General features: G+C 68.3%; 14 protein-coding genes. 2 read left to right on the top strand and 12 right to left on the bottom strand.

Annotated elements, in window-relative coordinates:
* The 3 genes from M5E06_RS27850 to M5E06_RS27840 form a co-directional block, all read right to left on the bottom strand.
* Nucleotides 1-619, bottom strand: a 619-nt coding sequence (locus tag M5E06_RS27850; RefSeq protein WP_252141023.1) for an SDR family NAD(P)-dependent oxidoreductase, incomplete at its 3' end; no start/stop codon positions are given.
* Nucleotides 620-699: 80 nt separating this feature from the next.
* Entirely contained in the window at nt 700-2,262 is a 1,563-nt protein-coding gene (gene ilvA / locus M5E06_RS27845; RefSeq protein ID WP_286208990.1) for a threonine ammonia-lyase, biosynthetic, read from the bottom strand.
* A 23-nt stretch (nt 2,263-2,285) separates the two neighbouring features.
* Entirely contained in the window at nt 2,286-3,224 is a 939-nt protein-coding gene (locus M5E06_RS27840) for a LysR family transcriptional regulator (RefSeq protein WP_252141022.1), read from the bottom strand.
* Between the two features lie 141 nt (nt 3,225-3,365).
* Between M5E06_RS27840 and M5E06_RS27835 the strand changes: the two genes are divergently transcribed.
* Together M5E06_RS27835 and M5E06_RS27830 are read left to right on the top strand one after the other, a co-directional pair.
* Complete coding sequence (locus M5E06_RS27835; protein WP_252141021.1) at nt 3,366-4,586, top strand: MFS transporter; 1,221 nt, start codon at nt 3,366-3,368, stop codon at nt 4,584-4,586.
* 192 nt (nt 4,587-4,778) lie between these two features.
* On the top strand, nt 4,779-5,585 hold the full coding sequence (locus tag M5E06_RS27830) for a class I SAM-dependent methyltransferase (RefSeq protein ID WP_252141020.1): 807 nt from the start codon (nt 4,779-4,781) through the stop codon (nt 5,583-5,585).
* Nucleotides 5,586-5,589: 4 nt separating this feature from the next.
* Here M5E06_RS27830 and M5E06_RS27825 read toward each other — a convergent pair whose 3' ends face one another.
* The 9 genes from M5E06_RS27825 to M5E06_RS27785 all read right to left on the bottom strand — a co-directional run bounded on the left by M5E06_RS27825 (nt 5,590) and on the right by M5E06_RS27785 (nt 14,469).
* A complete protein-coding gene (locus M5E06_RS27825) occupies nt 5,590-7,023 on the bottom strand; it encodes an FAD-binding oxidoreductase (protein WP_252141019.1) in 1,434 nt (477 codons plus the stop codon).
* A gap of 5 nt (nt 7,024-7,028) precedes the next feature.
* Nucleotides 7,029-7,736, bottom strand: a complete 708-nt coding sequence (locus tag M5E06_RS27820) for an ABC transporter ATP-binding protein (RefSeq protein WP_109073190.1) — start codon at nt 7,734-7,736, stop codon at nt 7,029-7,031.
* Nucleotides 7,729-8,517, bottom strand: a complete 789-nt coding sequence (locus M5E06_RS27815) for an ABC transporter ATP-binding protein (protein ID WP_252141018.1) — start codon at nt 8,515-8,517, stop codon at nt 7,729-7,731. Before M5E06_RS27815 ends, M5E06_RS27820 begins: the two co-directional genes overlap by 8 nt.
* On the bottom strand, nt 8,514-9,518 hold the full coding sequence (locus M5E06_RS27810; RefSeq protein WP_109073188.1) for a branched-chain amino acid ABC transporter permease: 1,005 nt from the start codon (nt 9,516-9,518) through the stop codon (nt 8,514-8,516). Before M5E06_RS27810 ends, M5E06_RS27815 begins: the two co-directional genes overlap by 4 nt.
* Complete coding sequence (locus tag M5E06_RS27805) at nt 9,515-10,393, bottom strand: branched-chain amino acid ABC transporter permease (protein ID WP_109073187.1); 879 nt, start codon at nt 10,391-10,393, stop codon at nt 9,515-9,517. Before M5E06_RS27805 ends, M5E06_RS27810 begins: the two co-directional genes overlap by 4 nt.
* A gap of 182 nt (nt 10,394-10,575) precedes the next feature.
* On the bottom strand, nt 10,576-11,721 hold the full coding sequence (locus tag M5E06_RS27800) for an ABC transporter substrate-binding protein (RefSeq protein WP_252141017.1): 1,146 nt from the start codon (nt 11,719-11,721) through the stop codon (nt 10,576-10,578).
* Nucleotides 11,722-11,796: 75 nt separating this feature from the next.
* Nucleotides 11,797-12,657 carry an isocitrate lyase/PEP mutase family protein gene (locus tag M5E06_RS27795; protein ID WP_252141016.1) on the bottom strand — a complete coding sequence of 287 codons (861 nt, stop codon included), beginning with the start codon at nt 12,655-12,657 and terminating at the stop codon, nt 11,797-11,799.
* Complete coding sequence (locus M5E06_RS27790; protein WP_252141015.1) at nt 12,641-13,204, bottom strand: 3-isopropylmalate dehydratase small subunit; 564 nt, start codon at nt 13,202-13,204, stop codon at nt 12,641-12,643. The genes M5E06_RS27795 and M5E06_RS27790 overlap by 17 nt, the downstream gene beginning before the upstream one ends.
* Before the next feature lie 8 nt (nt 13,205-13,212).
* Nucleotides 13,213-14,469 carry a 3-isopropylmalate dehydratase large subunit gene (locus M5E06_RS27785; RefSeq protein WP_252141014.1) on the bottom strand — a complete coding sequence of 419 codons (1,257 nt, stop codon included), beginning with the start codon at nt 14,467-14,469 and terminating at the stop codon, nt 13,213-13,215.
* Between the last annotated feature and the right edge of the window lie 10 nt (nt 14,470-14,479).

The raw sequence follows: 14,479 nt of genomic DNA, 5'->3' as shown, positions 1-14,479 counted from the left end.
AGAGCGCGTCGTAGGCGTCCTTGTTGCCGCCGGTGCGCACCAGGGTGAATTCGCTTTCCGCCAGACCGGGCTCGATGGAGGTCACGCGCACCCCCTGGGCCGACAGGTCGCTGCGCAGGCCGAGCGAGAACTGCCGGACGAAGGCCTTGGTGCCGCCATAGACGTTGCCGCCGGGATAGGGCCAGTTGGAGGCGACGGAGGCGAGATTGACGATCAGCCCGCGCTGGGCGATCAGCCGGGCCAGCAGCAGCCGGGTGATCGTCACCAGCCCGGTGACGTTGGTGTCGATCATCGTCCGCCACTGTTCCAGGTCGCAGTCCTGCGCCGCCGCGGTGCCGAGCGCCAGACCGGCATTGTTGACCAGGACGGAGATGTCGGCGAACTCCTGCGGCAGCGACTCCAGCGCGGTGCGGGTCGCCTCCTCGTCGCGGATGTCGAAGCACAGCGGGTGGACCACCGCCGGCCCGCCCAGCGCCTCGACCAGCGCATCCAGCCGGTCCTGGCGCCGACCGGTGGCGACGATCCGCCAGCCTTCCGCGACCAGCCGCCGGGCGATGGCATCGCCGAATCCGGAGGTGGCGCCGGTGACGATTGCGGTTTTGGAGGCAGTGTTCGACATTGTGTAATCTTTCCTCATGACGGATTTAGGCTCAGGCTTACTGCAACGATGGTCCGGGTCAAGTCTGGCCGCCGCTTCGATCAGCTTGGCTGCGGTTCGGCCAGGAACAGCCGGTAGGCCGGGTTGCCGCTCTCGTCCCAATACGGGTATCCGAGGTCGTCGAGGCAGCGTCCGAACCGCGCGCGATCCTTTTCGGGCACCTGAATCCCGGCCAGCACCCGCCCGTAATCGGCGCCATGGTTGCGGTAGTGGAACAGCGAGATGTTCCAGTCCTGCGCCAGCCCATTCAGGAACTTCAGCAGCGCCCCCGGCCGTTCCGGGAACTGGAAGCGGTAGAGCAGCTCGTCCTTCAGCCCGCGAACCCGGCCGCCGACCATGTAGCGGACATGGAGCTTCGCCATCTCGTTGTCGCTCATGTCCAGAACCGGACAGTCCAGGCCGCGCAGCAGCTCGATGATCTGGCGCTTTTCCGCGTCGCCCTCGGTCAGTTGGACGCCGACGAAGATCTGCGCCTCGCGGTCGTCGGCATAGCGATAGTTGAACTCGGTGATCGACCGCTTGCCGAGCGCCTGGATGAATCGGCGGTAGGCGCCGGGGCGTTCCGGGATGGTGACGGCCAGCAGAGCCTCGCGCCGTTCGCCGATCTCCGCCCGTTCGGCGATGTGGCGCAGCCGGTCGAAGTTCATGTTGGCGCCGCTGCCGATCGCCACCAGCCCCTTGCCCTGCAGCCCTTCGCGCTCCGCGTATTTCTTGAGGCCCGCCAGACCGACCGCGCCCGACGGTTCGGTGATGGCGCGGGTGTCCTCGAAGATGTCCTTGACGGCGGCGCAGATCTCGTCGGTGTTGACGGTGATGACCTCGTCCAGCAGCTCGCTGCACAGCCGGAAGGTCTCGGATCCGACCTGACGGACCGCGACGCCGTCGGCGAACAGCCCGACCTGATCGAGTTGCACCCGCTTGCCCGCCGCGATGGCCGCGCCCATGCTGGCCGCGTCGTCGGGCTCGACGCCAATGACTTTGACGTCGGGGCGCAGGAACTTGACGTAGGCGGCCACCCCGGCGGCCAGCCCGCCGCCGCCGATCTGCACGAAGATGGCGTCCAGCGGGTGCGGGTGCTGTCGCAGGATCTCCATGCCGACGGTGCCCTGGCCGGCGATCACGTCGGGGTCGTCATAGGGGTGGATGAAGGTCAGCCCCTTCTCCGCCTCGATCTGGCGTGCATGGAGATAGGCGTCGTCGAAGACGTCGCCATGCAGCACGACCTTGCCGCCGCGGCTCTTGACCGCCTGGACCTTGATGGCCGGCGTCGTGCGCGGCATGACGATCACCGCCTTGATGCCCAGCTTCTGCGCCGACAGCGCCACGCCCTGGGCATGGTTGCCGGCCGACGCGCACACCACCCCGCGCTCCCGCGCCTCCGGCGACAGGCCGACCATCTTGTTGTAGGCGCCGCGCAGCTTGAAGGAGAAGACGGGCTGCAAATCCTCGCGCTTCAGCAGCGCGATGTTGTTCAGGCGCTGCGACAGCCGCGGCATCGGATCGAGCGGGCTTTCGATGGCGACGTCGTAGACGCGCGCGGTGAGGATCTTGCGGACATACTCGTGCATGAACATCGGCCTTCCTGAACAGGTCGCGGCGACCATAGCAAATCCGTCGCCGTCTTGCGCTATGGCGCCTGCACCGCGCGGAAGGCGAGGGGCACGGCGATGCGCATCACCTCGATGAAGCGGCGCAGGCGGGCCGGCTGGTGGCGGGAGGGCGGATAGACCAGGCTGACGGGCAGGGTCGCCGCGCGCCACTCCGGCGCCAGCTGCACCAGCCGCCGCGCTGCCAGATCGTCCACCAGCGCCCATTGCGAGCCGATGGCGGCACCCAGCCCGAGAATCGCCGCGTTGCGGATCGCCTGCAGCCCGTCGGTCGACAGGCGCGGCCGGATCGGGAAGCGGGCCGTCTCGCCGGTTCCGGCATGGGTCAGTTCCACCTCGTCCCGGTAGAAGGTGCGCAGCGCCAGCCAGGGCAGCTCCGCCAGCTCGTCCGGATGCCGCGGCAGCGGCCGGTCGCCGAGCAGGTCGGGGGAGGCGACGACGATCCGCGGCACCTCCGCCAGCCGCAGGGCGACGACCGACGGGTCGGCCACCTCGCCGACGCGGATGGCGCAGTCGATGCCCTCGCCGATGAAGTCCGGCATGCGGTCGTGCAGGAACCACTCCACCGTCATCCGCGGATAACGGCGCAGGTAATCCGCCACCGGCCCGATCAACTGCTGCTGCCCGAAGGCGTGCGGCGCCACGATCCGCAGATGGCCGGACGGCTGGTCGTCGGCCCCGCGCACGTCGCTTTCCAGCATCTGCCAGCCCGCGAGCAGATCCTTGGCCCGCTCGTAGCAGCGGGTTCCGTCCTCGGTCAGGTTCATCCGGTGGGTGGAGCGTTGCAGCAGCCGGATGCCCAGCAGACGCTCCAGCTGTTGCAGCCGGCGGCTGACCGTCGGCTGGGTGCTGCCCATCTGCGCCGCGGCGGCCGACAGGCTGCCGGACTCGACGATGCGGACGAAGGTTTCAAGCAGGGCGATGCGGTCGCTGCCGACCGCGGAAAGATCGGCGCTCATACGTATAACGTATAGCAAATCTACACTTGGTTCGGCTACCGTTCGATCAGACCGGCCGCCATACTCCCCATCAATCACGCACTCGCACGTCCTTGAGGGGATAGACCGATGTCAACCATTCACTCCGCGCATACCAGCGCAATGACCGCCACAATGACCGGGCCGATGAATTCGGCGTCGGCGCGCGACACCGGGATCGGCCGGCCGCTGGTTTTCCTGCTGGCGGCGGGCGCCGGTCTGGCGGCGGCGTCGCTCTATTACAGCCAACCCATGCTGGGCGTTCTCGGCGCCGACATCGGCGCGGCGGACCGGACGGTTGGCTGGGTGCCGACGCTGACGCAGCTGGGATACGCCTTCGGCATCCTGCTGCTGGCGCCGCTGGGCGACCGCTTCGACCGCCGCCGCATCATCCTGGCGAAGGTCGCGGTCCTGGTCGCGGCCCTGCTGGCGGCGGGCTTCGCGCCCTCTATCGGCGGGCTCTTGGCGGCGAGCCTGGTGATGGGCCTGTCGGCGACGCTGGCGCAGGACATCGTGCCCGCCGCCGCGACGCTGGCGCCGGCCGAACATCGCGGACGGGTGGTCGGCACGGTGATGACCGGGCTGCTGCTGGGCATCCTGCTGTCGCGGGTGGTCAGCGGCATCATCGCCGAGCAGTTCGGCTGGCGCGCCGTGTTCGTCGCCGCCGCCGGCAGCATCGCCCTGCTGGGGGCCGCCCTGTGGCGCGGGCTGCCGCGCTTCACGCCGACTACCGATCTGGGATATGGCGAGTTGCTGGGGTCGCTGGTCACGCTGTGGGGCAACCATCCGGGGCTGCGCCGGGCGGCCATCGCGCAGGGCCTGCTGTCGCTGGGCTTCAGCGCCTTCTGGTCGACGCTGGCGGTGATGCTGCATGGCGCGCCGTTCCATCTGGGTGCCGCCGCCGCGGGTGCCTTCGGTCTGGCCGGCGCGGCGGGTGCGCTGGTGGCGCCGATCTCCGGCCGCATCGCCGACCGCCGCGGCCCGGCCATGATGACCCGGCTGGGCGCCGGTCTGGCCGTGGTTTCCTTCGCCGCCATGGCGCTGTCGCCGCTGCTGCCCGAGGGTGCCCGCCTGTGGCTGCTGGTGGCGAGCGCCATCGGCTTCGACCTGGGCGTCCAGGCTTCGCTGATCGCCCACCAGACCATCGTCTACGGCATCGACCCGGCCGCCCGCAGCCGCCTGAACGCGGTGCTGATGGTCGGCATGTTCATCGGCATGGCCGCCGGCGCCACGCTGGGCAGTCAGGCTCTGGCCGCCTGGGGCTGGAACGGCGTGGTCGCCGTCGCCACCGCCGCCTCGGCCGCCGCGCTGGCTTTGCGGCTCTTCACCAAGTCGGACCGCTGATCGCTGCTTTCTTGGTGAAGACTTCAAGCCTCCCGGAGTTGTGCGACACCGCACAAGTCCGGGAGGCTTCGTCGTCGCGATTTCGTCGATCAGGAGAACCAACGAGATTGCTCCCGCCCTCCAAAGGGCTGTCGCATGTGCCATCGCCGGGGAATAAGCTTTTCAATCCCACATGCGGAAATGGGGGGCGTCATGGCCGAGATCGACAAGGCATTCGCGGGGGCGATCCCGGCGCTTTATGACCGCTATCTCGGCCCGCTCATCTTCGAGCCCTATGCGCGCGATCTGGCCGCCCGGCTTGAAGGGATGGAGGGTCGGATTCTGGAAACCGCGGCCGGAACCGGGATCGTGACGCGCGCCCTGGTCCGGACCCTGCCGCCCAGCATCGACATCGTCGCGACCGACCTCAACCAGCCGATGCTCGACCACGCGGCGCAAAAGCTCGACGCGCCGCAGGTGACGTGGCGGCAGGCAAACGCCATGAGCCTGCCGTTCGAGAATGCCGGCTTCGATACGGTCGTCTGCCAGTTCGGCGCGATGTTCTTCCCGGACAAGCCGGCGGGTTTCGCCGAAGCGCGTCGGGTGCTGAAGCCGGGCGGCCGCTTCCTGTTCAGCGTGTGGGACCGCATCGAGGAAAACGAGGTCACTGCCGTCGTGGATGCCGCCGTCGCGGCGGCCTTTCCGGACGACCCGCCCCGCTTCGTCGCGCGCACGCCCCACGGCTATTACGACAAGGAGCAGATCCGCGACGAGCTTCGCGAGGCAGGATTCGCCGATATCCGGATCGAGACCGTGACCCTTCGCAGCCGGGCGGCGTCGCCCGCCGATCCCGCGATCGGATTCTGCAAGGGAACGCCCCTGCGCCTTGAGATCGAGGCGCGGGATGCCGGCCGTCTCGACGAAGTGACGGACCTCGCCGCCGAGGCCGTCGCCCGGCATTTCGGCGACGGTCCGATCGACGGCAAGATCCAGGCGCATGTCATTACGGCCATTGCCTGACCACTCAGCGCGGGTCGGCCGCCACCACCTTGCCCGGATTCATCAGTCCTTGCGGATCGAACAGGCGCTTGATGCCCTGCATCAGCGCCATCTCCGCCGGTCCCTTGAAGGCGGCGAGCGCGTCGCGCATGCTCTGGCCGATGCCATGCTCGGCGCTGATGGTGCCGCCGAGTTCGATGGCTTCACGGTGGACCGCGGCGCTGACCGCGTGGGCGATGCGGTCCAGCGGTTCGGCGGAGGCTCGGAGGCTTTCCGGCAGGATGGCGACCAGATGGATGTTGCCGTCGCCGATATGGCCCACCGCCACCACGCGGGCATCGGGCCGCACCGCCGCGATGGCCGCGGTGGCGCGGGTGACGAAGGCGGGGATGCGGGCGACGGGCACCGCGGTGTCGTGGCCGATGACGATGCCGCTCTTGCGGTTGGCCTCCGACACGCTGTGGCGCAGCTTCCACATCGCCTCGGCCTGGGCGTGGCTGCGGGCCACGGCGGCGTCGGTGATGCTGCCGTCCTCCAGGCCGGTTCCCAAGAGGTCTTCAAGCCTTTCGGTAAGATCCACCCCCTGCATGGGATCGGTGATTTCGACCAGCAGATACCAGGGCATGACGGTGCCGAGCGGCCTGACGGTGCCGGGCACATGGGTCAGCACCGAGGCAAGCTGCGCCTCCGACAGGATTTCCGCCGTGGTCACCCGGTCGCCCAGCGCGCCGCGCAGCCGGGCGAACACCTGCAGGGCCGCGTCCAGCGAGGGCAGGGCGAGGAAACCGGTGCCGACGCTCTGCGGGCGGGGAAACAGCTTCAGCGTCGCCGCGGTGACGATGCCCAGCGTGCCCTCCGCCCCGATGAACAGGTGTTTCAGGGCATAGCCGGTGTTGTCCTTGCGGAGCGCGCGCAGCCCATTCCACAGCGTGCCGTCGGGCAGAACCACCTCAAGTCCCAGCACGAGGTCGCGCATCGGGCCATAGCGCAGGACGGCGGTGCCGCCGGCGTTGGTGGCGATGGTGCCGCCGATCTGGCAGCTGCCTTCGCTGCCCAGGCTCATCGGGAACAGCCGGCCGGCCTCCTCGGCGGCGGCCTGAACCGCGGCCAGGGTGCAGCCGGCCTCCACCGTCAGGCTGTCGCCGATGGGATCGACCTCGCGGACGCGGTTCAGGCGCGACAGGCAGAGCACGAGGCTGCGGCCGGTGCTATCGGGTATGGCGCCGCCGACCACCCCGGTGTTGCCGCCCTGCGGCACCAGCGGCGTGCCCGTCTCGCCGCACAGCCGGACGATGGCCGCCACCTGCGCCGCATCGGCCGGGCGGACCACCGCCAGCGCGGCGCCACGGTAGCGCCCGCGCCAGTCCGCCAGGAAGGGCGCCATGTCCGCCGGATCGACCAGCACATGCGCCGACCCGAGGATCGCCCGTGCCCGCTCCACCACCTCCATGCCGGACATCGCCGTCACAGCCCGAGATAGGCGGTCTTGATGCGCGGATCGGCCAGCAGGGTCTTGGCCGAATCCTCCATCACCACCCGCCCGGTCTCCAGCACATAGGCGCGGTCGGCCAGACGCAGCGCCAAATCCACCCGCTGTTCGACCAGCAGGATGGTGATGCCGGCACCGTGCAGGTTCTTGATGGTGTCGGCCAGCGTGTCGACGATGATCGGCGCCAGCCCCAGCGTCGGCTCGTCCAGCATCAGGCATTTCGGGTTGGCCATCAGGCCGCGGCCGAAGGCGACGAGCTGCTGCTGCCCGCCGCTCATCGTGCCGGCCTTCTGGGTGCGGCGTTCGGCCAGGATGGGGAACAGCTCGTAGACCCAGCGCAGCCGCTCGGCGAAGCCCATGCTGCCCGGCCGGCCGCGCAGCGCGCCCAGTTCCAGATGCTCCAGCACCGTCATCTCGGGGAAAAGCTGGCGGCCTTCCGGCACATGGACCAGACCGCGTTCGATCACCTGATGCGGCGCCAGCCGGTCGATGCGCTCGCCGTCGAAGGTGATCGTCCCGCCGCTCGGCCGCAGCAGGGCGGAGATCGCCTTCAGCGTCGTCGTCTTGCCGGCACCGTTGGAGCCGACCAGCGTGACCAACTCCCCTTCCTCCACGGTCAGGGACACATTGTGGACCGCCTCGCGGTGGCCGTAGCGGACCTTCAGACCTTCGACCTTAAGCATCGACCGGCTCCCGTCCCAGATACACGCGGATCACTTCCGGATCGTTCAGCACCTGTGCCGGCGCCCCTTCGGCGATCTTCACCCCATGGTCCAGCACCACCAGCCGGTCGCAGACGCTGGCGACCACCCGCATGTGATGCTCCACCAGCAGCACGGTGACGCCGCGGGCGCGGATGCGGCGGATCATCTCGACCAGCCGCTGGCCCTCTTCCGGGTTCATGCCGGCGGCCGGCTCGTCCAGCAGCAGCAGGCGCGGCTCGGCGGCCAGCGCGATGGCGATCTCCAGCCGGCGCTGCTCGCCGTAGGACATGGCGTCGGCCAGCGTGTCGGCCCGGTGGTCGAGATCGCAGAAGGCCAGGATCTCCATGGCCTTGCGCCGCAGTTCCGCCTCTTCCCGCCGGTAGGCGGCATTGCGCAGGATGGCGGCGCCCCAGCCGGTCCGCGTCGTGCGGTAGGCGGCGCTGCGCACATTGTCGAGCGCCGTCAGGCTGGGGAACAGGCTGGTGATCTGGAAGGTGCGCGACACGCCGCGCTGGCCCATGACGTGCGACGGCGCGCCGGTGCAGTCGGTGCCTGCGAAGCGGATGCTGCCCGACGACGGCGGCAGCGAGCCGCCGAGCATGTTGAACAGCGTCGTCTTGCCGGCGCCGTTCGGTCCGATCAGCCCAACCACCTCACCGGCCTGCACCGACATGGTGACGTCGCGGACCGCGGTCAGGCCGCCGAAGATGCGGGTCAGGTTGCTGACGGCGAGGATCTCGCCTGCGTTGGCGGCGTTCATTTCGCACCTCCCTCGGTGCTGGGCAGGCCGGTAGGCGCCGCCGGCTGGGTGTTCTCCGACTTGTGGGCATTGCGCCAGCGCTGCCACAGGCTGACCAAGCCGCCGGGCAGGAACACGACGGTGCCGGTCAGCAGGGCCGCGAAGATGACCATCCGCAGCGGGCCGGCGACGCGCAGCGATTCCAAGAGGCCGATATAGACCAGCGCCCCCAGGATCGGCCCCAGGATGGTGCCGCGCCCGCCGATGATGACGACGATGATGAGGGCGGCGACATTGTGGACGCCCATGATGTCGGGGGTGATGACCCGGATGTAGTGGGCATAGATGGCGCCGCCGATGCCGGCGATTGCGGTGGCGGCGACGAAGCCCAGCAGCTTCGTATGGAAGACGTTGATGCCGAGCGAGGCGGCGAGCGGCGCATTCTCCCGCACCGCCAGGAAGGCTCGTCCGGTGCGGCTGCCGACCAGAGCGTGGCAGAGCCAGGCGGTCGCCAGCACCAGCGCCAGCACCAGATAATAGGTCGGGCGGGCGCTGTCGAAGGCCAGCGGGCCGATCGCCATCGGCGGGATGTCGGTGATGCCCATGGGCCCGCGCGTCAGGTCCACCCAATGGTTGGTGATGGTGAACAGGATGGCGCCGAAGCCCAGAGTCAGGATGGCGAACTGCGGACCGACCACCCGCAGAGCGGCATAGCCGATCACCAGACCGAACGCCGCCGCCACCAGCCCGGCCAGCGGCAGCCCCAGCAGCGGCGGCAGGCCGAGCTGTGTGCTGAGGATGGCGGAGGTGTAGGCGCCGACGCCGACGAAGGCGGCATGGCCGAAGGTGAGTTCGCCGAGATAGCCGATGACGATGTTGAGGCTGAGCGCCAGCAGCGCATACAGCATCCACAGCACCAGCAGATGTTCCAGATAGGCGTTGCCGGCGAGGAAGGGCAGGACCGCCAGAGCGGCGACGCCGCCGGCGATGGCCAGGGTTTGACCGTGGGAGTTGGTGTTCATCGCAGACCCCGCGCCGTGCTGAACAGGCCGTTGGGGCGCCACAGCAGGACCGCGATGATCATCGCGTAGCCGATCGCCTCCATGAAGCCGAGGGAGATGTAGCCGCCGCCCAGCGATTCGATGACGCCCAGCAGCAGGCCGGCGAACAGGGCGCCGGTGACGCTGCCCAGACCGCCCATGATGACGACGATGAAGCCCTTCAGCACCGCCCAGTTGCCGATGGTCGGGAAGATCATCACGGTGGGACCGACCAGCGCACCCGACAGCGCCGCCAGCCCGCAGGCCAGCGCGAAGGTGTAGGTGTGGACCAGCCCGATGTTGATGCCGGTCAGCGCCGCGCCGTCCGGATTCTGCGCCGTCGCCCGCATCATCTTGCCGAAGCGCGAATAGCGGATGAACAGATAGACCGCGATCAGCGCCACCACCGCGGCGGCGAAGACCAGCACGCGCTGCTGGGTCAGCGTCACGGTGCCGATGTCCAGCACCTCGTCGGCGAAGGGGCTCTCGACATATTTCGGGTCGGCGCCGAACAGCAGCTCGCCGCCGTTGGCAATCAGCAGGGCCAGACCCAGGCTGGACAGCAGGATGGTGAACTCGTGATCGCGGCGCAGCGGCCAGAAGATCAGCTTGTTGGCGACGACGCCGAGCCCCGCCACCACCACGGCCGAGATCGCCGCCGCAGCGATATAGTCGAGCCCGAGCAGGGTACCGACGAAATAAGTGATGTAGGCGCCGAGCATATAGAACTCGCCATGGGCGAAATTCACGATGCGCAGCACCCCGAAGACCAGCGTCAGCCCGGTGGCGATGAGCACATAGGCCATCCCGTTGACCAGGCCGTTCGCGATCTGCTGGGCGAAGACGGTGAAATCCATGTCGATTCTTCCTGTCGGGGAGGCGGCAGCTGTTCCCTCTCCCCCCTGGGGAGAGGGTTAGGGTGAGGGGGGAGCGTGGCGGCCCTTTACCTAGAATCCACACAATGCATCCCCCTCATCCCGACCCTCTCCCCGGGGGGAGAGGGGGAAGAAGGGGGAGAGGGCTTTTCGCTACCGGCCGCTCAGTCCCGGACGCTGACGATCTGCTTCTTCTGGACCTGTACCAGATGGATCGCCTGGCTCGCCTGCCCCTTGTCGGAGAAGTGCAGCTCCCCCATCACGGTCGGGACCGTCTGCGACTTCAGGGCTGCGGCGATCTTGTCGTAGGCGCGCGGGTCACCGCCGGCGGCGTCGATGCCGAAGGCCAGAACCTGAACAGCCTGGGCGCCGAGCGCGGCGATGAAGGACGGATCGTTCTTGTAGTCCTTGCTGTATTCCGCCAGCCACGGCTTCAGCGACGGGGCGCTGCCGTCCGCGGTGAAGGGAGAGGCCGAATAGACCTGCTCCAGCGAGTTGCCGGACAGCTCGACCAGCTTCGGGTTCATGTTGCCGGCCGACGCGATGACCTTGCCGCGATAGCCGGTCTGCTTGATCTGCCGGTAGATCGTCGCACCCTGCGAGGTATTGATCGCCGCGACATAGATCGCGTCGGCGTTCAGCGACTTCAGCTTGGTCAGCGCGGTGGTGAAGTCGGTGTCGGTGCGGTTGTAGAACTCGTGCCCCTTCACCTCGATCCCGCAGGCGGTCAGCAGCTTGGTGTAGTTCTCCAGCTCCAGCCGGCCCCAGTCGTCGTTGACGTTCATGAAGGCGATGGACTTGGGCTTGATGCGGTCGCAAATCGCCTTCGAATAGAACTCCGACATCATCGCCGAGGTGGCGTTCAGGCGGAACAGGTACTTGTGTCCCTCCTCCGTCACCTTCGGGTGCTGGGAGCTGGTCATGACGGTGATGATCTTGTCGCGCGTCACTTCCTTCATCGACAGGGCGACGGCGCTGAACCAGCCGCCGATGATCATGTCGACGTTGTCCTGCTCCATCGCCCGCTTGGCGGCGCTGACGCCGTCCTCGGGGGACCCCTTGTCGTCGTAGGTCAGCAGCTCGATCTTGCGGCCGCCGGCGACGCCGCCCTTGGCGTTGATGACCGCCGCCATCGCCTGCGCGCCTTCCAGGCCGAGCTGGCCTTCGAAGGCGCCGGTGCCGCTCATCGGCCCGATCAGGGCGATGCGGACCGGGGGCTGCTGTGCCTGAGCGCCGGTGGTGATGCCGGCGACGGGAATGGCCAGGGCCAGGGTGGCCGCAGCGGCAAGGAGAGTGCGCCTACCGAACATGGGGTTCCTCCGTGGATTGGTCGTCTTTTGATTGGCCCTTGGCCCCGGCGGGTGGTGCGCGCCGGCAAAGGATCGTCAGGCGGTTTTCAGGTAGCGCTTCTGCAGTTCCTCGATCTGCGGGAAGCCGATGAAGTCGATGAAGCTGTTGTGGTCGGTCACCGGCCGCGGCAGGTCGCGGGTGGAGCGGCGCTCCGCCAATGCCGCCAGATTTTCCTTGAGCGCCGAGGCGACGGTCATCAGCGGCACCAGCGCGTAGGTCGCCATGCCGGCCACTTCCTCGACCTCGTCGGCCGACAGCTTTTCCAGCCAGCCGAGAAGCTGCAGCGACAGCGGCACGCCGACCGCTTCGCGCATGGCGCGCAAGCCCTCGATGTCCTTGAAGCACTTGCTGATCGGCTGGATCATGTCGGCGCCGGCGGCGACATAGGCGCGCCCGCGCTCCATCGCGGCAGCCGGATCGACCACGTCGGTGCGGGCGATGATCAGCATGTTGGGATCGCGCCGGGCCTCGACCGCCGCCTGAATTTTGGCGACGCCCTCGTCCATCGGGATCACCTCGACCCCGCCGACGCAGATCGGGCAGCGCTTGGGCGCCACCTGATCCTCCATGATGACGGCGGAGACGCCCGACGCCTCGAACTCGCGGATTGTGCGCATCACGTTGATGGCGTTGCCGTATCCAGTGTCGATGTCGGCGATGACCGGGACATTGACCGCCGACACCACGTTGCGGACCACCGTCAGGTTTTCCGACATGGTGTACAGCTCGGCATCCGGCTGGCCGAGGAAGGAGGCCGAGACACCAAAGCCCGAGGTCATCAGCGCGTCGAAGCCGGCCGCCTCGATGAAGCGAGCGGACAGGGCGTCATAGGCGCCGGCGGACCAGACGGTCTTCTGCGCCAGGATGCGGTTGCGGAAATCAGGTCCCCGAGACATGGGCATGGTCCTTCTGTTCGCGTTGCTGGGCCGCCTGCCGCTTCAGGAAGGGGACGAGGCCGCCGGCCTCGATCATCTCGGCATCCGCCTGCGGCAGCGGCTCATAGGGAATTTCGGTGCCTTGGGTGTGGTTGCGGACCACGCCCGCCGCCCAGTCGACCTCGATCTCGTCCCAGCGCCGGACGAAGCCGAGGATCCCGGGACAGCTGACCTGCGGGAAGCCCATGCTGACCTCGCCGCGCCAATAGCCGGGGGAGAAGGACTCCGCGATCACCCCGGTGATGCCGAGATGGCGCATCGCCTTCATCGGCGGGTAGTGCGGGTGGCCGTAGCCGAAATTGTCGGCACCGACCAGCAGGTCGCCCGGCCGCACCGACTTGGCGAAATCCGGGTCGTAGGCCTGCATGGCGAGTTGCGCCAGTTCGGCCACGTCGGTGATCTTGATGTTCTTGACGCCGACGATCTGGTCGACGTCGAAGTTGATCTCGTCGAAGATGAAGGCGACGCGGCCCTTCATCACCGGCATCTGAAGTGTGGCTTCGCTCATCGCCGGCCTCACAGGTACGGGCGCGGATCGGCGATCCGGCCTTCGATGGCGGAGGCGGCGACCACCGCCGCGTTGCAGAGGTAGATTTCCGAATCCGGGCTGCCCATCCGGCCGCGGACGTTCAGCGTGCCGGTGGACACCGCGCGCTGGCCCGCCGTCATCGTCGCGATGCGGCCGAAGCAATAGTCGCAACTGGGGGAGGAGACGAAGGCGCCGGCCTCCACCAGCGTGGAGACCAGACCCTCGCGCGCCGCCGCCGCCATCAGCTCCTGGCTGGTCGGCACGATGTGCAGGGAGACGCCGGTCTTGACCCGCCGGCCTTCCAGCACCTTGGCCGCCGCCCGCAGATCCTCCAGCCGGCCCGACGCGCAGGAGCCGAGATAGCCGGCGTTGATCTCCAGCCCGAGGAACTCGGTCAGGTCGCGTGTGTCCGCCGGGGTCGGCGGGGCGACGACGATCGGTTCCAGGTTCGACAGATCGATGTCGTGAACGGCGGAATAATGGGCGTCCGGATCGCTCGACACCGGCTCCAGTTTCTTCCGCGCGCGGGGCAGGGCGTAGTCGAGCCGCACCGGATCGGGATTGACGATGGCGGTCAGCGCGCCGGTGAACATGGCGAGCCCGGTGATGGTCTGCAGCCCCTCCGTCGACATCGCCGCCACCGACGGCCCGCCAAGTTCCAGAACCTGGAAGCGGCAGGAACTCGGCCCCAGCCGGCGCACCAGATGGTGGAAGACGTCGCGCGCCATCACGCCGGGCCGCAAACTGCCGCGCAGGTTCACCCGCACGGTGTCGGGCACGCGGATCGACACGGTGTCGCTGACGAAGGCCTCCATCACGTTGCGGCGCAGACCGATGGCGAGCGTGCCGAAGGTGCCGAGCTGGCTGACATGGCCGTCGAAATGGACGACGAAGGCGCCCGGCGTCGCATAGCCGACCTCCGCTGCCACCTGATGGCCGATGCCGTGCCGTTCGAACAGCGGCACATTGTTCTCCGCGCACCAGGTGCGTGTGTTGATGTGCAGCTCTTCTTCCTTGGCGGTGGCGGTCGGCACCATGTGGTCGATGAAGATGCCGAAGCGTTCCGGCTCGGCCACCCGCTCGATGCCGAAATCCTCCTTCATCGTCTTGAAATAGACGTCGGTGTAGCCGGGGAAGTCGTAGGCCAGCACGAAGTCCGGCTTCGCCTTGATGTCCTGTCCGGCGCGGACGGCGGGCAGCCCCGCCGCGCGTGCCAGGATCTTCTCGGTGATGGTGTAGCCCATGGCGTGGATG

This window comes from Azospirillum sp. A1-3, from assembly GCF_023806445.1.
GTDB lineage: Bacteria > Pseudomonadota > Alphaproteobacteria > Azospirillales > Azospirillaceae > Azospirillum.
Note: the sequence above shows the minus strand (reverse complement) of the source record. Positions and strands in the feature narration are given on the sequence as shown.

What these genes read in the sequence shown, in the direction of transcription:
- M5E06_RS27815 (WP_252141018.1), bottom strand. Translation starts at nt 8,517, where the DNA reads ATGAACGCCGCCAACGCAGGCGAGATCCTCGCCGTCAGCAACCTGACC.
- M5E06_RS27800 (WP_252141017.1), bottom strand. Translation starts at nt 11,721, where the DNA reads ATGTTCGGTAGGCGCACTCTCCTTGCCGCTGCGGCCACCCTGGCCCTG.
- M5E06_RS27790 (WP_252141015.1), bottom strand. Translation starts at nt 13,204, where the DNA reads ATGAGCGAAGCCACACTTCAGATGCCGGTGATGAAGGGCCGCGTCGCC.
- M5E06_RS27785 (WP_252141014.1), bottom strand. Translation starts at nt 14,469, where the DNA reads ATGGGCTACACCATCACCGAGAAGATCCTGGCACGCGCGGCGGGGCTG.
- M5E06_RS27820 (WP_109073190.1), bottom strand. Translation starts at nt 7,736, where the DNA reads ATGCTTAAGGTCGAAGGTCTGAAGGTCCGCTACGGCCACCGCGAGGCG.
- M5E06_RS27825 (WP_252141019.1), bottom strand. Translation starts at nt 7,023, where the DNA reads ATGTCCGGCATGGAGGTGGTGGAGCGGGCACGGGCGATCCTCGGGTCG.
- M5E06_RS27835 (WP_252141021.1), top strand. Translation starts at nt 3,366, where the DNA reads ATGACCGCCACAATGACCGGGCCGATGAATTCGGCGTCGGCGCGCGAC.
- ilvA (WP_286208990.1), bottom strand. Translation starts at nt 2,262, where the DNA reads ATGGTCGCCGCGACCTGTTCAGGAAGGCCGATGTTCATGCACGAGTAT.
- M5E06_RS27830 (WP_252141020.1), top strand. Translation starts at nt 4,779, where the DNA reads ATGGCCGAGATCGACAAGGCATTCGCGGGGGCGATCCCGGCGCTTTAT.
- M5E06_RS27805 (WP_109073187.1), bottom strand. Translation starts at nt 10,393, where the DNA reads ATGGATTTCACCGTCTTCGCCCAGCAGATCGCGAACGGCCTGGTCAAC.
- M5E06_RS27795 (WP_252141016.1), bottom strand. Translation starts at nt 12,657, where the DNA reads ATGTCTCGGGGACCTGATTTCCGCAACCGCATCCTGGCGCAGAAGACC.
- M5E06_RS27840 (WP_252141022.1), bottom strand. Translation starts at nt 3,224, where the DNA reads ATGAGCGCCGATCTTTCCGCGGTCGGCAGCGACCGCATCGCCCTGCTT.
- M5E06_RS27810 (WP_109073188.1), bottom strand. Translation starts at nt 9,518, where the DNA reads ATGAACACCAACTCCCACGGTCAAACCCTGGCCATCGCCGGCGGCGTC.